General features: G+C 38.6%; 22 protein-coding genes. 14 read left to right on the top strand and 8 right to left on the bottom strand.

The genetic code is table 11. The features are described 5' to 3' along the window. The first annotated feature begins 9 nt into the window (after positions 1-9). Positions 10-453 (top strand): FixH family protein, encoded by a 444-nt coding sequence (locus tag ACIQXH_RS00310; protein WP_402868922.1) that lies wholly within the window; start codon positions 10-12, stop codon positions 451-453. 463 nt (positions 454-916) lie between these two features. Beyond that, positions 917-1762, top strand: coding sequence for a CAP domain-containing protein (locus ACIQXH_RS00305; RefSeq protein WP_402988238.1), 846 nt, complete (start codon positions 917-919; stop codon positions 1760-1762). A gap of 97 nt (positions 1763-1859) precedes the next feature. Here ACIQXH_RS00305 and ACIQXH_RS00300 read toward each other — a convergent pair whose 3' ends face one another. Next, the gene (locus ACIQXH_RS00300; RefSeq protein WP_402868918.1) at positions 1860-2261 is read right to left on the bottom strand and encodes an Hsp20/alpha crystallin family protein; all 402 of its coding nucleotides are present in this window, start codon (positions 2259-2261) and stop codon (positions 1860-1862) included. 227 nt (positions 2262-2488) lie between these two features. Between ACIQXH_RS00300 and ACIQXH_RS00295 the strand changes: the two genes are divergently transcribed. After that, positions 2489-3262, top strand: a complete 774-nt coding sequence (locus ACIQXH_RS00295) for an SDR family oxidoreductase (protein ID WP_402868917.1) — start codon at positions 2489-2491, stop codon at positions 3260-3262. 56 nt (positions 3263-3318) lie between these two features. On the opposite strand, the gene ACIQXH_RS00290 is transcribed toward ACIQXH_RS00295, so the two are convergent. Together ACIQXH_RS00290 and ACIQXH_RS00285 are read right to left on the bottom strand one after the other, a co-directional pair. Further along, positions 3319-4674 carry an MATE family efflux transporter gene (locus ACIQXH_RS00290; protein WP_402956883.1) on the bottom strand — a complete coding sequence of 452 codons (1356 nt, stop codon included), beginning with the start codon at positions 4672-4674 and terminating at the stop codon, positions 3319-3321. Positions 4675-4801: 127 nt separating this feature from the next. Beyond that, complete coding sequence (locus tag ACIQXH_RS00285; RefSeq protein WP_402868914.1) at positions 4802-5914, bottom strand: mechanosensitive ion channel family protein; 1113 nt, start codon at positions 5912-5914, stop codon at positions 4802-4804. A gap of 189 nt (positions 5915-6103) precedes the next feature. Between ACIQXH_RS00285 and ACIQXH_RS00280 the strand changes: the two genes are divergently transcribed. The 5 genes from ACIQXH_RS00280 (at position 6104) to ACIQXH_RS00260 (ending at position 11308) form a co-directional block, all read left to right on the top strand. After that, complete coding sequence (locus tag ACIQXH_RS00280) at positions 6104-7192, top strand: undecaprenyldiphospho-muramoylpentapeptide beta-N-acetylglucosaminyltransferase (RefSeq protein WP_403079428.1); 1089 nt, start codon at positions 6104-6106, stop codon at positions 7190-7192. A 54-nt stretch (positions 7193-7246) separates the two neighbouring features. Then, positions 7247-7396, top strand: coding sequence for a YflJ family protein (locus ACIQXH_RS00275; RefSeq protein ID WP_402868911.1), 150 nt, complete (start codon positions 7247-7249; stop codon positions 7394-7396). Positions 7397-7569: 173 nt separating this feature from the next. Beyond that, positions 7570-8679 (top strand): endospore germination permease, encoded by a 1110-nt coding sequence (locus tag ACIQXH_RS00270; protein WP_402868910.1) that lies wholly within the window; start codon positions 7570-7572, stop codon positions 8677-8679. Further along, the gene (locus ACIQXH_RS00265; protein WP_402988258.1) at positions 8654-10126 is read left to right on the top strand and encodes a spore germination protein; all 1473 of its coding nucleotides are present in this window, start codon (positions 8654-8656) and stop codon (positions 10124-10126) included. The genes ACIQXH_RS00270 and ACIQXH_RS00265 overlap by 26 nt, the downstream gene beginning before the upstream one ends. 3 nt (positions 10127-10129) lie before the next feature. Next, positions 10130-11308 (top strand): Ger(x)C family spore germination protein, encoded by a 1179-nt coding sequence (locus tag ACIQXH_RS00260; protein WP_402868907.1) that lies wholly within the window; start codon positions 10130-10132, stop codon positions 11306-11308. A 72-nt stretch (positions 11309-11380) separates the two neighbouring features. Here the strand turns inward: ACIQXH_RS00260 and ACIQXH_RS00255 are convergent, their stop codons facing one another. The 4 genes from ACIQXH_RS00255 to ACIQXH_RS00240 all read right to left on the bottom strand — a co-directional run bounded on the left by ACIQXH_RS00255 (position 11381) and on the right by ACIQXH_RS00240 (position 14380). Then, positions 11381-12064 (bottom strand): LrgB family protein, encoded by a 684-nt coding sequence (locus ACIQXH_RS00255; protein WP_402868905.1) that lies wholly within the window; start codon positions 12062-12064, stop codon positions 11381-11383. Continuing rightward, the gene (locus ACIQXH_RS00250) at positions 12039-12431 is read right to left on the bottom strand and encodes a CidA/LrgA family protein (RefSeq protein ID WP_402868903.1); all 393 of its coding nucleotides are present in this window, start codon (positions 12429-12431) and stop codon (positions 12039-12041) included. The genes ACIQXH_RS00255 and ACIQXH_RS00250 overlap by 26 nt, the downstream gene beginning before the upstream one ends. Before the next feature lie 255 nt (positions 12432-12686). Next, a complete protein-coding gene (locus ACIQXH_RS00245) occupies positions 12687-13241 on the bottom strand; it encodes a GNAT family N-acetyltransferase (RefSeq protein WP_402868901.1) in 555 nt (184 codons plus the stop codon). Positions 13242-13597: 356 nt separating this feature from the next. Beyond that, positions 13598-14380, bottom strand: coding sequence for an undecaprenyl-diphosphate phosphatase (locus tag ACIQXH_RS00240; RefSeq protein WP_403121795.1), 783 nt, complete (start codon positions 14378-14380; stop codon positions 13598-13600). 199 nt (positions 14381-14579) lie between these two features. Here ACIQXH_RS00240 and ACIQXH_RS00235 point away from each other — a divergent pair, with 199 nt between their 5' ends. The 4 genes from ACIQXH_RS00235 to dapF all read left to right on the top strand — a co-directional run bounded on the left by ACIQXH_RS00235 (position 14580) and on the right by dapF (position 18595). Continuing rightward, entirely contained in the window at positions 14580-14900 is a 321-nt protein-coding gene (locus tag ACIQXH_RS00235; RefSeq protein WP_402868896.1) for a DUF4870 domain-containing protein, read from the top strand. A 503-nt stretch (positions 14901-15403) separates the two neighbouring features. After that, on the top strand, positions 15404-15976 hold the full coding sequence (locus tag ACIQXH_RS00230; protein WP_402868892.1) for a beta-class carbonic anhydrase: 573 nt from the start codon (positions 15404-15406) through the stop codon (positions 15974-15976). Positions 15977-16134: 158 nt separating this feature from the next. Beyond that, positions 16135-17427 carry an NCS2 family permease gene (locus ACIQXH_RS00225; protein ID WP_402868890.1) on the top strand — a complete coding sequence of 431 codons (1293 nt, stop codon included), beginning with the start codon at positions 16135-16137 and terminating at the stop codon, positions 17425-17427. Between the two features lie 181 nt (positions 17428-17608). Further along, positions 17609-18595 carry a diaminopimelate epimerase gene (dapF, locus tag ACIQXH_RS00220; protein WP_402868888.1) on the top strand — a complete coding sequence of 329 codons (987 nt, stop codon included), beginning with the start codon at positions 17609-17611 and terminating at the stop codon, positions 18593-18595. An 84-nt stretch (positions 18596-18679) separates the two neighbouring features. On the opposite strand, the gene ligD is transcribed toward dapF, so the two are convergent. Then, positions 18680-20542, bottom strand: a complete 1863-nt coding sequence (ligD, locus tag ACIQXH_RS00215; RefSeq protein ID WP_402868885.1) for a DNA ligase D — start codon at positions 20540-20542, stop codon at positions 18680-18682. Between the two features lie 137 nt (positions 20543-20679). On the opposite strand from ligD, the gene ku reads away from it, so the two are divergent. After that, positions 20680-21522: a non-homologous end joining protein Ku gene (ku, locus tag ACIQXH_RS00210; protein WP_402868883.1), complete on the top strand. Its 843-nt coding sequence runs from the start codon at positions 20680-20682 to the stop codon at positions 21520-21522. A gap of 89 nt (positions 21523-21611) precedes the next feature. Further along, positions 21612-22286 (top strand): phosphatase PAP2 family protein, encoded by a 675-nt coding sequence (locus ACIQXH_RS00205; RefSeq protein WP_402868881.1) that lies wholly within the window; start codon positions 21612-21614, stop codon positions 22284-22286. The last annotated feature ends 440 nt before the right edge of the window (positions 22287-22726 follow it).

The following is a 22726-nucleotide window of genomic DNA, read 5'->3' as shown; positions in this document are numbered from 1 at the left end:
GGAATGGCAATGAAAAAAATGATGATTGGAATGTGTGTAGCTTTAGCCATACTGGCTGGTTGTGGTAAAGAAGAAGAGATTCCAAAACTGCTGAATGTAGATCTAACGGTCGAACCTACTAAAGGTGAAAGGGACGAGCCAGTAACATTCAAGGCAAAAGTGACCTATGGTGAAGAAGAAGTGAAGGATGCAGATGATGTGAGTTTTGAAATATGGCTGGCAAATAGTGAGGATCATGAAAAAATAGCCGCCACCCATAAAGGAAATGGAATCTATGAATTGGAAAAGTCCTTTAATGAAGAAGGAACTTATTATGTATATGCCCATGTAACGGCCAGGGATATGCACAATATGCCTAAGAAGGAATTCATAATCGGAACTCCAAGCTCACCCGAGGAAAATGGTGGTTCCAAAAACATGGATGAGATGGATCATGAAGAAAGTGATCATTGAAAATGATTTTTTTGTCACAACTTCTCGTAGTGAAAAAAGGTTCGGTAAAACTCGAACCTTTTTTAAATTCAATTGAGTCTATCATTATTTTTCAAAAAAGAAAGAAAAAGGAACATTATAAACGTGTTTCATACGAAATATTTGTAATATAAAAGTAAAAAAAGTCATATCAATAAGGGTTTATACAAGTTGTCAACTAAAAGTTATTAGTATTCCATGGTAATGGTAATAAGTATCTTCCATTGACAAAAAAATCATGGAAAATATATGAATATGTAAGAAAAAGCAAAACATTGATAGAATAAGGTTTTTCTCTATGACTATGAAACTAGGATAATATTCCTTCCAATCAATTGTTGTTGGATAGGGCTCTGGAAATTGATGGTGCCTTTATTACAAAAAATGCATGATATGATATTTCCAGAGCCAAGACACATCAACGAATTAATGGGAGGAAATACAAATGAAAAAGAAAATGTTCATATCAGCAGCAGCTGCTGCAGCTATAATTTTTACAGGAGCGGGTGCTAGCCAAACTGAAGCGGCAAGCTGTGAAACTGTGAAACAAGTAACATATAAATCTATCAATCAGGAAGATATACAAAAAGTACTTGAACAATACTTAGCTAAGTATAATATTGCAATGCCAACTTCACACTTCGCATTCCAACAATTAGTACAGCAAGTACAATTAACACCGGAAGCAAAAGCTGAAACACCGGAAGAAGTAGCAGCACCAGAAGCACAACCTGAAGCAACAGAAGAAGTAACAGCACCAGAAGCACAACCTGAAGCAACAGAAGAAGTAACAGCACCAGAAGCACAACCTGAAGCAACAGAAGAAGTAACAGCGCCAGAAGCAAAACCTGAGACAACAGAAGAAGTAACGACAGAGAAAACAAATGAGGAACAAAAAGAGACAAGCTCAGAATTAAGTGCTTTTGAACAAGAAGTAGTTACACTAACAAATGCTGAGCGAGCAAAACAAGGTCTAGCAGCTCTTGAAATTGATACAGAATTGAGCAAGGTAGCCCGTGCGAAGTCTCAAGATATGAAAGACAATAATTATTTTGATCATAATAGCCCCACGTACGGTTCTCCATTCGATATGATGAAACAATTCGGAATTAGCTATACATCAGCTGGAGAAAACATCGCACAAGGTCAACAAACACCAGAAGAAGTGGTTGAAGCTTGGATGAACAGCCAAGGCCACCGTGAAAATATCATGAATGCAAGCTTTACTCATATCGGTGTTGGATATGTAGAATCAGGTAACTACTGGACTCAACAATTCATCGGTAAATAATAAGTTTAATAGAATAAAAAGAGTGTACCTTGAAATTTGAGGTACACTCTTTTTTGCGTTAGTTCAGAAATGATTGCATGTAATCGTTCTAGAGGAATTAAAATTCTGAAACATCGATTTCGGAATACTGCGAATTAAAGCTTTTAGGCAGACGGATTTCTAATGTACCGTCTTTATATTGTGCAGCAGCACCTTTTTTCTTAACGAGAGCAGGCAATGTAATCACATGTCGATCCGATGCTTCTGGTATACCTTCAACGATTGATTGATTAGAAGTATGTTTCAGTTTCATTTGTTTGAGCCAGGCTTCATCCTCGATGGGTATTCTTATGAAGACAAATGAATGCGTTTCGAAAACTTCTGAATGTAAGGGGTGTTCTGAAGGCTTATTATCCTTTTGGAAAGGATTATTAGCTTGGTTCGTCATTCCTTGCATATTTTCTGGTATGACTTGTGTAAATACCTTTTCAATAAAGGTCTGTACATCACTTTGCTGCATATTCTTTAAGAAGTCCTTTTGATTTGAGTTTTTCTGGAAAGAAAAAAGTGAATTCCAAGGAAACATATTGAATTCCTTTCTCCTGCATTTCTGGTGACAGGGTTATTTTTGTTATTTTATGCAGGCTCAAACCCATGGGTTCATTTTCCGATATGTTAATTTTTAGGAAAATAACTCGTGCCTATGTATAATATAAAATAAAAATCATTTGGTAAAGAGGGATGCCTGTGGATGAAAAAGTAGCTGTTATTACGGGAGGAGCAAAGGGAATCGGTAGAAGGACTGCCTATTCCCTAGCAAGTATGGGGGCGTCAATAGTCATCACCTATCGGAAAAGTCAAAAGGAAGCAAAAGCATTGGTACAAGAATTGAGGGAAAATTACTCAGTAAAAGCATTGGCAATTGAAGGCGATGCTTCAGTTGAGAAAGATTGCAAGAGCCTGGTGGAAGTAGTTATGGATACTTTTGGAAGAATAGATTTCTTCATCCATAATGCAGGACCTTATTTGCATGAACGAAAATCCATGACCGAGTATAGCAGTGAAGAATGGAATTACATGATGAACGGTAATCTAAATGGTTTTTTCTTTATGACAAAGGAAATCATCCCTCATATGCGAAAGCGAAGATGGGGTAGGATCATCACGCTCGGTTTTGACCGTTGTGAGACGGCACCCGGCTGGATTTACCGCTCGGCTTTTGCTGCTGCAAAAAGCGGGTTGACCTCTTTAACAAGAACATTGGCATTAGAAGAAGCAACCAATGGAATCACGGTCAATATGGTCTGTCCAGGGGATATTGTAGGTGCATGGAAGGAAGCCGAGATTTTTATGGCCAAGGGGGAGAAGGATGAGTTGGTCCCGGTAGGAAGACCCGGAACAGGAGGAGACGTTGCACGAGTCATTACCTTTTTGTGCGAAAATCAATCTGATTTCATTACCGGAAGCGTCATTCCAATCACAGGCGGAAGTGATATTCTAGGTAAAATCAATAAGAAGTAATAGGATAGATAAAGATAAGAAAAGGTGAAGAAAGGATAAATCCTTTTTTCACCTTTTTAAGCGGTTTTATTGAATTTTATATGCTGAATGTATCGTAAACGAGCGGCCAGACCTATTGCTCCTAGTGCCAAACCTGAGATTAAACCGACCCAATATCCGAAAGCTCCCATTTCCGTAAACTTAGCAAATAGATAGCCTATAGGCAGTCCGAGTGCCCAATAGGAGACAAGTGACATAGCGAAAGTGACATTGACATCTTTGTATCCACGTAATACTCCCTGAATGGGTGCCTGCAGGGCATCGGATATCTGAAAGAAGATGGCATAGATCAAAAAATGGGAAGTTAGTGCAACTACAGCGTGATCTTTTGTGTAGAGAGCAGCTACAGGTTCCCGGAAGAAAAATAGGATAGCTGAACTGACGAGGGCCATCGACAGAGCCATGATTATTCCTATCTTGCTGTATTCACGGGCGTCATTATATCGTTTAGCACCAATTTCATATCCAATGACAATGGTTAGGGCCATAGATATACTAAGCGGCATCATATAAAGCAATGACGCGAAATTCATCGCAATTTGATGTGAAGCAATAGTGATCGTATCATATTTACTCATGAAGAGGGTAACGGCTGAGAAAATGCTTGTTTCGAAAAAGATGGCCAATCCGATAGGGACGCCTATCTTTAATAGGGACCGCCATTCAATCCAAGATACCCTGAAAAATTCATGGAAAACGAGATAGGAAGAGAACGGATTCATTTTCACCACGACTAAGATGGCAATGATAGCGATTAACCAATAGGTAATCGCGGTGGCATAACCAGAACCGACCCCTCCAAGTTTCGGAAAACCAAATTTTCCGTATATGAGAAGGTAATTGAACACAACATTTATCGGAAGTGCGATCAACGTAATAACCATCGAAATTCTTGTTTGACCCAGTGCATCAATGAAGGATCTTAAGGCATTGTATATGAATAATGGAACAATCCCGATTGATAGGGCAACCAGATAGTCATGCGCGACCCGGTGGACAGTTGAATCCAAATCCATGGCATTCAAAATAGGGTTTAAAACAAATGACCCGACGACTAAAACTATGACGGCTAAGGATATGGCCAAGTATATGGCCTGCATCACTGAAAAGGATACCAATTTTGTACGTCTTGATCCGATTAGCTGTGAGACGACCGGAGTCAAGGCAATCAAAATGCCACTCAATCCCGTATAGACTGGAGTCCAGAGCGAACTTCCTATCGAGACGCCGGCAACATCTTCAGTACTGTATTGGCCCGACATCATCACATCAAAAAAAGTCATGGCATAGAGACTGATTTGGGTGATGAGGATAGGTATCAAAATATAAAATAACAAACGGATCTTTTCTGACTTTTTATAAGTTTGATTCATCGATGTACCTCGGTGTATGAAATTTTTTCACAATGAAAGAATTATATCATAAAATCCCTTGAACATTTTGATTTTATTTAAGGCAAGATATAAAAAGGGACTGCCGGTATTTAGGCAGTCCCTTTTGTCAGTCATGCATGGATTGAAAATCGTTCATGTCTGCTGTATGCGAATCGGTTTGTAGGATGAATGCCTGAGAAGGGATGGCAATCTGGACATCTTCTTCTTCGAGGATATCCAAAATCTTAAAGTTGATATCTTCTTTGATGGCTAAATACTCCCCATAGTTGGTTTCGTTTGAGAAGAAATACAAATAGATGTTGAAACCCGTATGGCTGAACTCATCAAATTTCACCAGTATGGTTTCGGGATGGACTTCCGGATGGTCAGTAAGCATTTTTTCAACTCTCTTAATGACATTTTCCAACTTGTCCTTTGGCGTTGTGACATTCACGCCTAAATGAAAAGCAATCTGCCTTTTGCCCATCTTCGACCAGTTGATGATTGGTTCATTCGAAAGGGTGGCATTCGGAACCGTAACGAGAGCCTGCGCAAATGTACGAACCTTCGTACTACGAAACGTAATGTCCTCAATCGTCCCTTCGACACTTGGTGTTTTAATCCAGTCGCCGATAGTAAAAGGTTTTTCGGTAACGATAACGATTCCACCGAAGAAGTTACTGACAGTATCCTTTGCAGCAAGGGCAAAGGCTAGACCTCCTAGTCCAAGACCTGCAACAAATCCATTGACGTTAAATCCCCATTCTTCCGCAATGATGGATGCTCCCAGTGCCAAGATAATCAATTTAATGATTTTCGTTAAGAACGGCATCACGATTTGATCGACTTCAAGTCCGAATTTACTAACTAACTTAGGGAACAAGATGGTTAAAATCGAGCTGATATTGAAAATCGTCCAAAAGAACAAGAAGACAAAGACCGAACGGTATATCTTCGACCTCATAATTTCTGATGGGATGTCAATTGGAAAGTAGTGCATCGAAATGATGATCCCTATCAAAACGATGAGCCATCTTACTGGTTGCTCAATGGCTAGCATTAGGTTGGCGGCAAATTCAATTTTTCTTTTTTTTGCGATTTTAAGGAAAAATTTGAAAATATAAGTAGTGAATGCTTTCCTTAACAAAAGGACCAGAAGGAAAATAATGATAGAAATTCCTAGTTGTGTCCATGCATCAATTCCTTCAAATTGATTAAGAGATTCAGAAACTTCTTGCAATGTAATGTTCCTCCAATGTATTCTGTAGAATTGTAGAATACTAAGATTATAATATATTCAGAGTGAAAATGAAAAAATAATCGCTCATTGCATTTATTACGTTATTCTATATCATTGTTTGCATTTTCGAGTAAATATACCCTTGAAATGTGGTACTATGGATGGAAAGTGATTTTTTAAGTTTGGAAGGTGGAAATTTTGACTAAGAAAGTAGTGTTTACCGGTGGAGGTTCAGCCGGTCATGTGTCAGTTAATGCAGCAATCATCCCGGAATTTTTAAAACATGAGTGGGATGTTACTTATATCGGTTCTAAAAAAGGGATTGAAAAAGATATCATTGAAAAGGAATTTCCTGAAATTCGATATGAAACGATTTCAGTTGGTAAATTCCGGCGGTACCTTTCTGTAGAAAATGCAAAAGATCCTTTCCGTGTAATAAAGGGGATTTTTGACGCAAGAAAGATTTTAAAACGAACTAAGCCTGACTTCATTTTCTCAAAAGGTGGATTTGTTTCGGTTCCGGTCGTATTGGCAGCAAGGATGTTGAAAATCCCCATAGCGATTCATGAATCTGACTATACACCAGGGCTAGCCAATAAAATTGCCATGCCGCTTGCTTCTAAAATATTCACGACATTTGAAGAGACGGAAAAGGACTTGCCAAAAGATAAGGCCATGTACCTTGGGGCGGTACTACGTGATGGGATATTCACAGGTAAACCTTCAAAAGGCAAGACCATTTGTGGTTTCACGAATAGCAGGCCCGTATTATTGGTCATGGGCGGCAGCCTTGGAGCGGTTAAAATAAATAACTTGATAACGGATAACTTGGATCAATTATTAAAGGATTATCAAATTATTCATATTTGCGGAAAAGATAATGTCAAGTCGGAACTTAAGCAAAGAGGGTATGCCCCATTTGAATACGTACATGAAGAACTATTCGATTTGCTAGCGTGTGCTGATGTTGTTGTATCAAGAGCAGGTTCGAATTCAATTTTTGAATTCCTCGGCCTACAAAAGCCAATGCTACTTATTCCGCTTAGTGCGGCCGCATCCCGTGGGGATCAGATTTTAAATGCTGCAAGCTTTGAAAAGCAAGGCTTCTGTAAGGTGATTCAGGAAGAGGAATTATCAGATCAAGTCTTTAACCAGGCACTTCTTGATCTAGTCAATAATTCCGACGCATACCAAACGAAAATGCGTCAAAAGCGTCCGTTCAAAACTGCGGCGGAAATGTATGAATTGTTGACGAATGTAATGAAAAGTAAAAAGTAGGTTATTATTTCCCTTCCTCAAGCATATCTTTTTTCGAAAAGAGGAGGGGGAAGGATGGCTCACCAATACTCGAAAGGATGGTTCATTCAGCAGTTAAAAACTGCAGGAATCAGTTATCATCCTATTGAACGAAGAAAGTTAGAATTGTATAAAACCTATGAGTTAAGACGTTTATATGAACTCACTAAAAAAGAAAAAACATAAAGGAGCCGCAACGTATTCTACGTTGCGGCTCCTTTATGTTTTTCTTGTCTTTTAAAAATAGACCTTATATCTTTTTGGATATATTCCTATTACACTGCAAATGCTATTTATTATTCCAAAACAATGAATGCTTTATAGTTATGGATAAAACTTTTCCCTTATGGAGTTTAAATATGAAAAAGATTAATTTTAATTCTTCACTACCGATAGTCATCCTTTCGGTCGGACTTCTGAACCACGTTATGATCATTCCTTTGGTATTGGATGTGGCAGGAAGAGATGCTTGGATATTTGCTGTTCTCACAGGTGTCTTATCTATTGGTTGGGCGTTCCTACTGTATTGGATTTTAAAGAAGAAAAAAACGGAGCATCTTTTTCCCTGGTTGGCAAATCGAATGGGAAAACGGTTTACAAAGGTAATATGTTTTGTGCTTTCAGTATATTTGATCACGATCATCTTGACGACGGCTAAAGATATGGTTGACTGGGTCCGTACCACGTCCTTGCCAGAAACACCTTCAATCGCCATTATTATACCTTTTGCGTGTATATGTGCCGTGCTTGCGTATTCTAACCTTAAGACCATTGCCATTAATTCAGCGATTTTATTACCCATTGTGATTGTTTTAGGTATCTTTGTAGCTACTGGTAATATACCCGAAAAAAACTATGATTTTCTCTTTCCACTATTTGAGCAGGGTTATTTTTTTGGGATTAAATCAATGTACTACATTGCAAATGGATATCTGGAGTTGATTATCGTTATATTATTTCAGCATCATCTTTCAAATGGAGAGGCCATTAAACTGAAAACGGTATTGGGGATGATGGGCATCATCACGGTATTAATCCTTGGCCCGCTTACCGGTGCCATTATTGAGTTCGGCCCAATTCTTTCTAGCGAAATGCGATATCCGGCTTATGAACAATGGCGCTTGTTGACTATCGGGAAGTACATTGCCCATACAGACTTTTTTTCCATATATCAATGGATTGCTGGCGCCTTTATTCGGGTATCAATGGCGATGTTTTTACTTCCGGATTTATTAAGAGTAAAAACAGCGAATATGAAGAAAGGGATCCTGATAGTCCTGGCAATAATGATGATTATTATCAATGTAATTCCCTTAAGCGATATTCATTTTTATACATTCTTAAAGAACTATTATTTTCTGGGTACTTTCTTTTTGCTCATTATTCTTATTCTTTTATTTACAGTGGCAGCCAAGATGAAACCTAAACGAAAGGTGGTTCCTGATGAAACGATTCAAAAGCGCCCATGATAAACCATACTATTATACGGAAGAAGTTTTTCGAGAACTTTTCAGGAATAGTTCGGATATTTTATTTAGGGTAATGGAAAGTGAACAGAATAAAAAAGCGAACATCCTCTTATTTTATTACCCCGGAATGGTAGATACAATTGAATTGAATAATAATGTATTGCAATACATTCACGTTATGCTGGAGCAAAAGGATGATCATGAAAAGCTCGAGCCTCCATTTCATCCTTCTTTGACTTTGACAGAGCTTTCTTGCAGTCCGATTGATAAAGAGGACATAAGTAGACGGGTATTCAGCGGGGAAATCCTTATTTTTTTCCAAGTAACACAGCAGCTTTTTGCATTACCTTTACCAGACATTCCAAACAGGAGTCCGGAGGAATCATCATTTGAAATTTCTCTTCGGGGCCCACGGGATGGGTTTGTGGAAGATCTTGCAACGAATGTGGCTCTCATACGTAAAAGGATGCGAACAGCTTCGCTATCCTATGAAGAGTTTACAATTGGGAAGAGCACCCAAACAAAAGTCGCCCTAATGTATATAGAGAACATAATAAATCCTGAACTTGTTAAGCTGGTAAGGAAAAGACTGAATGAAATTGATATTGATGTATTGATTAGTAATCAACAGCTTGAGGAGTTGATCTCAAAGGCAAATTTCAGGCTGTTCCCACTGACTCATTATACGAGTAGACCCGATTTTTGCGTCGGATCATTAAACCAAGGCAGGTTCATTGTACTTATGAATGGTTCACCCACCGTCATCATAGCACCGACCACATTATTGCTTCAGATTAAAGCGGCCGAAGATTCAAGCCTTCCTTTCATATTCGTTTCTTTAGAAAGGCTTCTACGAGTCTTTGGATTGGTGTGTTCTATATTGCTTCCAGGTTTTTGGGTGGCATTATCAGCGTATAACATAGACCAATTGCCTTTTCCTTTACTTGCAACAGTCAGTATCTCCAGATTGGGACTACCTGTCTCTGTTGCGCTTGAAATGTTTCTCATGCTAGGGTTATTCGAGTTGTTCCGTGAATCGGGAGTACGGTTACCTCAAGCAGTTGGCCAGACTGTTGCAGTCGTTGGTGGTTTGATCGTCGGTGATGCAGCCATTCGTGCCGGATTGACATCTCCAACAATGCTTGTCATCGCTGCAGTCACGTCAGTGGCTTCCTATACCTTGGTTAATCAATCTTTGACAGGGGTCGTATCAATCATCCGTTTATTAATCTTAATACTTAGTTCTATACTAGGTATTTATGGTTTACTTATTGGATTTATATTCGTTACTTTTTGGGTTTCCTCTCTCGAGTCGTTTGGAGTACCTTATATGAATGAACTTTCACCTCCAAGTCTTTCGAAAGTTTCAGATGCTTTTATAAAAATCCCATGGAATGTTAAGAAAAGAACTAAAGGCGCTCTAGACCAAACGGAAAAGGGGGAGTAAACAGTGACACGACGATTGTCGAAGCTTTTTCTCATCTTATCGGCCTTTACACTTTTAACGGGATGTTGGGATTATAAGGATATTCAGGACATCCATTACGTGACTACTTTAGGAGTGGATTATCTTGATGGCAAGTATGAGGTATATGTACAGTTGGTTGACTTATCTGGTGTGGCCAAGCAAGAAAACAAGAGTACAGAACCGGGAAAAGTGTATGTCGGGAAACATTCAGGGAAATCCATTGCGGAGGCAATAAACCATTTGTATCAGTCGGCACAACAACGATTATACCTTGGTCAAGTTTCTACCTTTGTGTTGACGGATAGGGCGTTAAAGCACAATATAAATGATATAATTGATGCCGCTTTCAGATATAATTTGATTCGGTATTCAAGTAATATTTTTGCGACGAACAAGCCATTGAAGGAATTGTTTGCTATTAAAGGTTTTTTCAATTTAACGCCTTTATATTCAGAGCTGCATTTTCCAAAAGCGGTTTATGAAAACATTTCCTATATTAAACCGATTTCATTGAGAACCTTTATTTCCACTTACAGGGACGTTTCGATAACTACGATCCTTCCGACGATTTCTTTTAGTGAAAAGGATTGGACCGAGGACAAGAAAAAGCGCAGGACTTTCATGATTGACGGAGCTTTTGTCCTGTATTATAAAAAATCGTTAAATTGGTATTCCATTGATGATTTAAAAGGATTGCGCTGGGTAACGGAAGATACGAATAGAACACCACTTGAATTTAAAAAAGGTGACGGCACAAATTACATCTCATTATCCCACCCTAAAGTGAAAATCAAACCGTTCATTAAAGATAATGAAGCTAAATACAACCTGGATATACATATTAATGGGAGTATCTTGGAAATGTCAAATACAGAACCTTTAAAGAACTTTGAAAATGTAGTTCAAGACTATATAAGAAAAGAAATTGAAAAGACATATAAAATAGGCTTAAAACGGAATGGAGATCCACTGGGTCTGGGGAGAACTCTATACCGTAAAGAATTGAAATTTTGGCAAGCTAAAGGCTTTAAGGAACCAAATGATTATTTGAAGGGAAATTCAATTGACCAAATTAACATAACAGTTAACCTGACCAACGCTGGTACACTTGATTACCATCCGTTTAAAAGTTCAAAATTGCCTGGGAATGATGGGAAATAGGCTAGGTCCTCAGTCAGAATCTTTTCATAAAAAATCCACATCGGCAAATGACGATGTGGATTTTTTATCATACTAGAGAAAATGATTAATTAGTGGAAATAAGCATGAAATGATGATGCCGGAAAGGGCCATTGCCGCACCTGCGACCGCTCCTGTAAATTCACTTTCCTGTGTTGCTTGGGCAGTCCCAAGTCCGTGTGCAATTGTGCCATAAGCAATGCCACGGGCGAAAGGCATCGTGACGTTCAGTTTATCCATCAATTTAGGTGCGATCATCGTGCCTAAAACACCGGTTAAAATGACGAAAGCTGCAGAAATATTAGGGTTTCCGCCATAAATTTTGGTGATTTCCACGGCAATAGGAACTGTAATGGACTTAACCGCCAATCCCTGAAGGATATAAAGCGGAAGTGTTAAGGCTTTGGCGATGGTTAAGGCAAGGGTTAATGTCACGGCAAGACCCAGAACCATACCGCTGATTGCTGGTATCGCATATTTTGCGATTATGGCTCTATTTTTATAAAGAGGAACGGCCAACGCAACAGTAGCCGGTCCTAAGAAATACGTGATGATGTCTTTGCCTGGGGTATAGTCATTGAAATCCAACCCACTTATTAGCAACGCGAGAATAATAGTGACTGTTCCAAAAAAAACAGGCGTCGTAAAAGGTGAAGGATGTGTACTGTATATTTTCCTACCGATAGCATAGGCTATGATCGTAATCATTATACTATAAAGTGTGATGAATGTTGTCACGCTGTTTAACCTCTTCTCTACGGGAGAACTTTTGGACGACCAGGGATGATACGATGAATCCGATAATCAAACTGATTAACAGTGTTAGGGCTAAGGGAAGTCCGTATTTTAGAAAGAGCCAACCCATGGTCATTAAGCTTACAGAAATCGGAATGAAGAAAAAGGCCAGATGTTTGACTAAAAAGGTTGATGTAATATCAACCCACTCCACTTTTAAAATTTTAGTTTGTAATAAAATGAATAATATAAGCATGCCAATTACGCTTCCTGGAATGGGCAAACTGAAGAAATTGGATAAATAAATCCCTAGTTCACAAATAATAACCAACAGGAAAAGCTGGATGATAAAAAGAATGATTTTTTTCATAATTAGATCCTTTCCATGACTATTTGAATGTATTTAGTAATTGGTCAATTGTATTTATTATAGAAAAAGATTGAGTAAATTAATAGGGTATATGCTTATTCGGCCCAGAAAAATTGTACTCCATATGGCTAAAAGAGGGGGAAATGTAAATAAACATAAAAAAACGTCCCAAATCCGGGACGCTTCCGTTTTCTGTATATAAATGATAGGGTACCTTTTCTTTCATAAGAAAGAGTTGGCATGCCTTTATTAAGATTAAGCTTCAAGTAATTGCTGGTCTTCATCATTATCCTGTCTTAGGATATGCAAGGTGTATAAATCCTTGGGAATTTCAAATAAATCATAAATGTCTTCCTCTTGATTTATTTGATCATAGAGAGCTTTTCTGGTTTCATTTGCCTTGATCGCATAAGGAAGCTTTTCGGCTGCTTTAATGGAACGGATATTTATTTTGCGAATCCTCATAAAAACCGTTTCCATGCCGAGCTCAAAAAATAATTCCTTGAAGAAGGCGTCTTTGGCAACGGCATTATACCCTTTACCATGAAAAGGTTTTCCAAGCCATGTACCTAGGAACCCAGCTCCGTTTTCAATATCGTATAAAGAAATACAACCAACGGGATTTTCCCATTCATCTAAGATTGTTCGTGAAATGAGCTCACCTTTTTCTTCAGCCTCAATCGTTTGCTTAGTAATGAATACATATTCTTCATATGAATCTACTTTATGGCGCACGAAAGGGAAGACATCTGGATGAGTCATGTGTTCATAAAGAGAAAAACAATCTGCAAAATCTCTCTTTTTTAACATTTCCGTCCCTCCGTTTGAGGGCAGTCCTTATGCGTAGCCGCTGCCCACCCTCGAAATTTTTTAAGTCGTTCATCAAAAAATTTCGGGGTGGGAATCGAACCCACTAGAACCGGAAACCGGTGGCGCACCATTTGCCTTCCCTATTTTTATTTTCAGAAAGTATTTAAATCTAAAGAACCTTACGAAGGTATAATACTAAAAAATAAACGGTTTGGGAATAGGTTTTTTGCCTTTTTTTTTCGTCAATTTCCAACTTTTTTTTGAAGGTGGAAATTGGGAAGGTTTTGGTTGGTATTCAACTTGATTTTGAGCCCGATTGTCAGCATTTCACTAAGAAAAGTTGCTTTTTTATTTTGTTAAAATCGTCCAGTGAATTGCATGAATAAAATTATCGTACCGAGTGCCCAGACGTACATGGAAAACATCTTCAAAGATCGTTTCTTTAAGAAATCAATCATCCAGACTACGGCTATATATCCAAAGATTGCGGCAGCGAGGGTCCCAATCAAAAGAGCCATGAAAGGGATCCTTTCAACCTCTCCCGTGAAAATGGGTTTCATCTGAAAGAGGATTCCTCCGGCAATGGCAGGGATGGAAAGTAAAAAAGAAAAATAGGCGGCTGTTGCCCGGTCAAGCCTGCAAAAAAGACCAGCTGCGATGGTCAATCCGGAACGTGATAAGGCAGGCATGATTGCAGCCGCCTGAAAGGTACCGATGATAAAGGAATCTTTTATGGAGATATCATCTAGTTTCTTATTCCCTTTATTGACTCCATCGGCCCACCATAGAATCATTCCGGTTACGAGGAATTCCCAACCAATCGTCAACCCTGTTTTTGAAAGGCTGTCAAACCAATCACTTAAAAGGAGACCGGCAATAACAGCCGGAAGCGTTCCTATTACCAGAAGAAGCGTCAATTTTGAGAATGGATTTTTCAATAAGAATATGATTTCATCTTTGTAAACGACCAATAAAGCAAGTAAAGTTCCAATGTGTAGCATAGTATCTAGAAAGATGCCAGCTTCGTCAAGATGGAAAATGTGCCTCCCCAGATATAAATGGCCTGTACTTGAAATCGGTAAAAACTCAGTTAAGCCCTGGATGATTCCAAGGATGAAGGCCTGGAATTCATTTAGCAAATATATCCCTCCATTCTTACGTGGACAATCCACTATTTAATCTGTATGCGTGGGAAGGGCCAACTTATTCGGTTTTTTATCCGTTAACGTTTTAAGATGGGGGAAAAAAGACTTACTTTTTTTTAAAAAACATGTAAGAAATGAAACTAATTGCTTTTTGAATCGTATTATTTCATATAAGAAAGGAGGAACAGAACACATGCCCACTAAAGATGAAAGAGTGTTTGCTGCCCTAATATATGTAATTAGCTTTTTTACCGCTTTTGTCGGTCCTTTAGTCATATGGTTAGTTAAGAAGGATTCATCCCAATTTGTAGATTATCACGGAAGGGAATATTTGAACTTCTTTATCTCTTATACTGTATATTCCATCGTCGCTGGTCTACTTGTAATCATATTGATTGGTGCAGTACTATTACCGGTCATAGGTATAGCTTTAGTTGTATTTACAATTATAGCTGCAGTCAGAGCTTATGAAGGGGTCGACTATCGCATTCCCTTCATATTTAGGATTTTATAAGTTTTACATCGGGGGATTCTGCTTAGGCGGATCCCTTTTTTTATGATGGAACAAGGGTCATTTACTAGCCGAGTATAATAAAAAGGAGGGGTTATCAATAAAGTATCGGCCATGAACCGAAGAGGCGAACTCATTGGTTATTATGAAGAAAACGGTACAAAGTCCCTCGTGAAGATCAATAGAATGATTTATAATTATGACAAGAATGAATGGATATCCATACAAACTTCAGCAGGGTTCTTATTCTTTTGAAATTATGAGTGGCACCGGAAAGAAGGTGGCTATCAAGTATGGTGCTGTCGAAGGATTGGGAAACGATATTCAAGTCAAATGCACCTCTTCTTAGTTTCCCTTTGCGTATGCTGGGGTTTGTGTAGCCGTACATCATCATCGTTCCTTTTAGCATCAGGTTAGCATTAGGCAATTTTTTTGGCTAATAGTCTAAAGATTTGATATAATCAAATAGTAATACATAATAGAATACATAGAAAAAGGGTGAAGGTATGAGTTTACTTAATGAAATTCTAGATTATAATGAGCAATTTGTTGAAAAAGAGGAATATGTTAAGTACAAAACAGACAAATTCCCTGAAAAGAAAATGGTTATCGTCAGTTGTATGGACACTCGCCTTGTTGAGCTGTTACCAAAATCAATGAATGTCAAAAATGGTGATGTGAAAATATTGAAAACGGCCGGAGCGATTGTTTCTCATCCGTTTGGTAGCGTCATGCGTAGTATCTTGATTGCTATATATGAATTGAAGGCGGATGAAGTGTTTGTCATCCCTCATCATGATTGCGGCATGGCTTCTGTCAATGCTGATGTTACGGTAGAAAAAATGGTAGAACGTGGCATTCAAAAGGAAACAATCGATACAATCGGAGCTTCAGGCATCGATATCAAGAGTTGGCTTCGTGGATTTGATGACGTTTATGAAAGTTTAAAAAATAGTGTAGAGGTTATTAAAAGCCATCCTCTGATTCCAAAGAATGTTCCTGTCCATGGACTTATCATTTCTCCGGATAAAGGCAAATTGGAACTGGTCGTTAACGGTTATGACCACATAGAAAAATAATAAAAACAATGTACCAAAAGCTGATGGAATCATACCATCAGCTTTTTCATTTTTAAGAGTTTCTATTTATTTTTAAATGAATATTTGTTAAAATCACGAAGTGCAGTTTGTCACTTATACAAGCGGGTGGGCGAGGGACAACATAGTAAGGATACTACATGAAGAAAACAAATTTAGAAACGTTTTTTCATTTTTCCCAATATGGAACAAATGGAAAACGTGAAATTCTTGCCGGTGTGGTTGGTTATTTCACAATCGTATATATTCTCGTCGTGAATTCCCTGATTTTATCTGAAGCAGGTATACCTATTAATGGAGCGGTGATTGCAACCATTATCCTTTCCGCAGTGAGTTGTATCTTGATTGGGTTGTGGGCTAATGTACCAATAATCATCGTCCCCGGTATGGGCGTCAATGCCCTGTTCGCGTACACAATGGTTCAAGGAATGGGCTTATCCTTCCAATCGGCTCTTGGAGCTGTTTTTGTTTCGGGCCTCATTTTTGTAATCGTGGCTTTTACAAAGTTCTCGAAATTGATTAATGATTCCATTCCAGGTTCCATAAAAGACGCCATTTCTGTTGGTCTTGGTTTATTTTTGCTGTTAATCGGTTTGGAAAAGGGTGGGATTATTACAAGGGGCTCTTCATCGCTTCTTGGACTTGGTCATTTGAGTGACCCATCTGTTCTAGCAACGATTTTGACATTTTTACTTGCCATTGCTTTATTTATTAAAAATGTCCCAGGAAACTTTATGATCACGATCATCATAGGTAGCTGTATAGCGTACTTTTTTGGCACGATTGAAATCTCGAATATCCACTTTTCTGGTTTGGATACAGCCTCTTATAGTGAACTCTTTTTTTCACTGACATTTATCGAGGTGGGGCGAATTGAATTTTGGATAAGTGTTTTTGCGATGACCATGGTACTAATCTTTGAAAACATTGGTCTTGTACACGGACATGTGAACAGCATCGAACGTCCGGAGGCTTATAAGAAGTCTCTACAGGCAACGAGTGTCTCCGTTCTTCTTTCTGGCCCTATCGGTTCCAGTCCGACGGTAGCCACTGTTGAGACCGCTGCAGGCATCGCCTCAGGGGGCAGGACCGGTTTAACATCAGTCATCACGGGGTTCTTGTTTCTTCTGTCACTTTTATTTATTCCGGTAATTAAGGTGATTCCGGATAGTGCCATTGCGCCAATTTTAATCATTATCGGCATGCTCATGCTTGAAAATATTAAGAAAATGGACTTTAGCGATTATACAGAAAGCATCCCCGCACTTTTAATCATTACCTTCATTCCATTTACCTACAGTATTGCAGATGGAATGGCTTTCGGGTTTATTCTATACCCATTCCTGAAAGTGGTCACAGGTAAGGCGAAAGAAGTTTCAGGTCCAATGTATGTTAGCGCTATATTGTTTATTATCTATTTTATAATAGGTTAATATGAATTGAAAAGTCTGTGGAGTGGGTAGAATTGCCTCCACAGGCTTTTTATTGTATGGCAACTCGGCTTTCTTGATGGAATATTCGCTTAATTGGAATTTTCCCGATGACATGTTCGAACTTATAATGCTATGATAAAGAATATTTAAAATAAATGAACAGCATTGAGGATGTGACAGGATGTTAATTGAAGGTTTTAAAATTCATGGATCGGGCAATGATTTTTTAATTATTGATGAATTAACAACAACTCTGACCTTTACAGAGGCAGAACGCGAAAAATTAGCGAAGGTCCTTTGCAATAGAGAAAAGCTTGGAGCGGATGGCATTCTATTTGTCATGAAAAGTGAGCATGCAGATGCCAGAATGCGGGTATTTAATGCAGATGGATCAGAAGCATCCATGTGTGGTAATGGACTTCGGTGTGTGGCCAGGTATACGAATGACGTTTTAGGGCTTGATAAAATGACTGTTGAGACGATGAAAGTGAATTTACTCGTCGAAAAAACGGATGATATTTATGCGGGAATTCCAACATTCAAAGTGGAAATTTCTCCGGTCAGCTTTAGGGTCAAGGATCTTCCGCTTGCAATAGAAAAGGATCAGTTGTTAAATGAATTGCTCCCTGAGTTGCATGATTCCCTCCTATTTTCGGCATTGGCTGTCCCAAATCCACACTTGATCACCTTAGTGGATAGCGATGTATTGCAAAGTAATTTACAGGAAGAGCTTGCCACGAAAGTGAACCAACCGAATGACCTGTTTCCGGATGGGGTCAATGTCAGTTTTGTAAAAGAACTGACACCTGGGAGCATTTATGTTCGTACCTTCGAAAGAGGTGTAGGCTTCACGAATGCTTGTGGAACTGCGATGTCGGCTTCAAGTCTGGTTACTTGCTCGATTGGACTTAATTCGCTTGAACAGGAAATTTCCGTTTATAACAACGGTGGAAAAGTGAAATGTATCGTTCACCATGATGAAGAGAGTAATGCGTATTCCATTGACCTGATTGGAAATGCAACCTATGAGTTCAAAGCGTTGCTTGAAATAGACATCGATCAGCCAGAGGTTTTCACAGTGCTTGAAAAACATGAATATGAAGAGGAAACAAAATTATATGCAAAGATGCAGGATGAAGTACAAAGCTTTTTGAAAACGAAATGGTAAGGGACAAAAGGCTGTCAAATCAGTAAATTATTATAAAAAAAGAAAAACAGGTGAAGAAAAACGATTCGTTTTTCTTCACCTGTTTTATTTTTTGGACTTATAAGGCCCCTTTTGTTGTTTAAGGAAGGATAAAACCTCTAGAAATGCTGGGCCGTTATCAATCTGCCTGTAATTCTTGAAGGGGCAGCCCAACCTTTTGATCCTGTTAGGTACAGTTTCCACTGTATAATCTTCCAGTCTAAGGTTTTCATTCACTTCTTCCCATGATAAGGGAGTGGCTACCCCGGCGAAATGATTTCCACGAGGGGAATAAGGGACGATAATGGTTTTCCCTTCACTATGTTGGACAAAATCGAGATAAAGTCGATTTTGTCGATTTTTCTTCATTCTCTCTAAGGTAAAGTCATTTGGAAAGGAGCTTATTAAGTATTGACCAAGAAAATCAGTGAAAATATGTGTCTCTTTATAAGTAAAAGTATCTTCCGGTAGTGGAATATGAATCTGTAATCCCTTATTTCCTGAAGTTTTTACGAATGCTTCTATATGTAATGGAAGCAAGACTTTCTTTATTTCAAGAGCGGCATGAATCGCCAAGTTAAAATACTCAATCGAGGGAGGGTCAAGATCCAATACAATTTCATCTGGTTTAGTAGAGCCAGCTTTCTGAAATGGTGCATGGAACTCCAAGGCAAGTTGGTTGCCAAACCAAAGCAATGTTTCCAGTTCATTACATAGCATATACTCGATGTCTTCATTCAGGAACGTTTGAATCGATGCGGGCGCATACTCTGGCTTATTTTTTTGAAAAAAACGTTCAGGGTTCATTGCGCCATGAGGGTAACGAATTGTTGTCAGAAGTTTGTCGGCTAGAAAAGGCAAGAAATGAGATGACACCTCCCGTAAATATTGGAGGTATTCAACTTTTATCACCTTTCTATCCTTAAATGCCCAAATCGGTTTATCTGGGGATGTTATATGGACCGACTCCGGAAAAGTAAATTGACTGATAAGGAACCTCTCCCAAGTACATTCACTTGGTATCGTTTGCAACAGCCACTGGGAAAACTGAGGCTCCCGTAATTCATTTTCTTCATGAACATGCAGAAATTGCACTTCGATACAAATGGAAGGATGGAGGTAAAAGAACTTCGCATTCTCTTCGACGGCATTTTTTTTAATCAATTCGTGTAAAATGGTTTTATCCTGGGCACTCATGCCATTTTTGACGCTCCCAATCGGGGTAATTACACCGTCTTTATAAACGGAAATTGAAATATATCCGTTTTCTTTATGAAGAGCGGTGATAAAGCAGGGGAATACCCTCCAATTTTTCACCTTGATCCAGGAGGTTGACCGTTTTTCGTGCCATATGCTGTTGATGTTCTTGGCTACAATCCCTTCCCCATCCATGAGAATGACCTTGTTCATTGCTTCATTTGCAGTATCATAGTTTCCAATCAGTTGGATTGGGCTTTCTTCATGGGGGCTAGGATTTTCTGGGAAATGAAGTTTCTTTCCTAAGCCCTTCAACATAGCTTTCCGTTCCGACAAGTTTTGTTTGGTAATGTCTTTTCCATTTAAGGTTAGTAAGTCAAACACTATGAATCGGCATGGGGAGAGGGTGGAAGCCTCGGATATCAATGTTTGGTTTCTCAAACGTCCACGCCACTGTATCTCGGAAAAGTCTGCCTTGGCTTCATTCGTTAGCCAAACTAGTTCTCCATCTAGTTGAAGGGGAAGTATACCTTCGAGGTTCAAGGTTTCTAGGAATTCACCGATTTCCGGAAAAAGAGGCAGCAACTCTTTTCCGTTCCGGCTCGTCAGCTTTGCCACTTTACTTTCTTCAATCGTTAAAATGGCCCGAAAGCCATCATATTTGACTTCATATATCCATTCCTTAGAACAAGGAGCTTCTGGATGATAGGTGGGCAACATTGGTTTTATCACATTTTTCCCTCCGTTCAATGCGTTTATTAGTATTTTCCCCATAAAATCTTAATTTTAAGAGTTGAGATATAATTTTTTTGAAAGAAATGGGAATGATAATAATAGTGAATCAATTAATCAACGATGAGGTGAGGAATTTGCATACAATATGGAAAGGCAGCATTTCTTTTGGTTTGGTGAATATCCCGATAAAGCTTCATGCGGCAACGGAAGATAAGGATATATCCTTACGAACTTTGCATAAGGAATGCCATTCACCGATAAAATATGAAAAGGTTTGTCCAGTTTGCCAGAAAGAAGTAGGCAAGGATGATATTGTTCGTGCGTTTGAGTATACAAAAGGAAAGTTTGTTGTCCTAGAAGACAATGAACTTGAGCAATTAAAAAAACAAAATGAAGATAAGGCAGTGGAAATCATTGATTTTGTTAAAATAGAGGAAATTGATCCAATCTATTTCAACCGAAGCTATTATATGTCTCCAAACGATGGCGGTACAAAAGCCTATTCTCTTTTGAGGGAAGCACTCTTGGAGTCAGGCAAGGTTGGTCTCGCTAAAATCATCATTCGTTCCAAAGAACAAATGGCTATCCTTCGGGTAGTGGATAACACATTGTTGATGGAAACCATTCATTACCCTGATGAGGTTCGTTCTGCAACCGACGTTCCTAATATTCCTGCTAATGATGCCATTGCAAAAAAAGAAATCGATACGGCCATATTATTAATTGATCAGTTGACATCGACGTTTGATCCGACTAAATACAAAGATGATTATCGAACAGCTTTGCTTGAATTGATTGAATCAAAGAAAACTGGCGAGAAAACCATTACAGCAAAATCTAAAGAACCCGTGGCCAATAATGTGACGGATTTAATGGCAGCTTTACAAGCGTCCATTGACAGGACGAAGCCGGAGAAAATGGTTGTAAAGAAAAAGACGACACGCAAAAGAGCGGAGCCTAAAAAGAAACAAGCGTAAAAAAAGCCTGAGCGAAATCTATCGCTTAGGCTTTTTTTGTTTTATCCTAGAGGTAGCGTGGTAAATGAGGGAAAAGGTGGTGTCCGAGAATGCATAACTTTTTTAGCATACATATTTCAAAAAAACTTCTTTATATTGCCATGATGGCTGGTTTAATCCTAGTTTATTTTTTCATTTTTATTGAAATTGTGGAAGAACTGAAGGAAGGGGAGTTAATCGAATTTGATAAAGTCCTTATCAATTTCATCCAAGTGCCCTTTAGTGAACAATTTATCAGCTTTGTGACTACGCTCACATTTTTTGGGTCGGTGACATGGATAGTCGTACTAATTGGTATATTTGCCTTGATTTTGGCCTTATACAGAAGAAAACAGCTTGCTTTATACTTAATAATCACTTCAGCAATGGGTGGGGTATTTAATTGGGGGCTAAAATATCTTTTTCAAAGGGAAAGACCCGATATCGCTCCATTATTATCCGTTTCAGGATATAGTTTTCCTAGTGGTCACTCTATGGCTTCGGTTATCGTTTACGGAAGCATTGCAGTTGTATGTTTACGAATCGTCAAAAGTAAATATATGAACGGCATTATATGGTTTTTGGCTTTTTTGGCTTCATTGGTCATTGGATGGAGCCGCATTTATCTAGGGGTGCATTACCCGAGCGATGTTGTGGCAGGTTTTGTTGCCGGAGCTGCTTGGCTAACGATATCGGCATGGCTGTTACGATACCTGGAATATAAGGGGCGAAAAAATAGAAGCTAAGGGGAAAATGAAGGCATAAGAAAATCACCAAAATTATCAAAAAAGTGGTGTACTGTGAGGAAAGTAATGATCGTACCTATAAATTTTCATTAAAAGAAGGTCTCTTGTTCAATTTGGTAGCTACCTGTTAGGTATAAATAATTAGTAAGGATCTACTGTTTTCCACCCTTTTTAAAAGGAGACAAAAAAATTCGCCCCCTAAAGAGCGACAATGAGGAAATTAATCGTGAATCAACATATAGGCGACGGATTGTCTTTTTCGACTATATATTGTGTTCATATTCTATCATAATTAATTTGGAAATAGCAACTAAATTACTAAAACAAAGGGATTATTTTTATATCATTCTCTTTTCACATCGAATTTTATACCTAGTAAAGAGGTTATTGCTTTTGTTTGGTATAATCAAATAATTGAATAGATTGAATATAAAGAATGT

It is taken from the genome of Peribacillus sp. NPDC097225, from assembly GCF_044761955.1.
Lineage (GTDB): Bacteria > Bacillota > Bacilli > Bacillales > DSM-1321 > Peribacillus.
The sequence above is the reverse complement of the archived record's forward strand: the minus strand, read 5'-3'. Positions and strand labels throughout refer to the sequence as shown.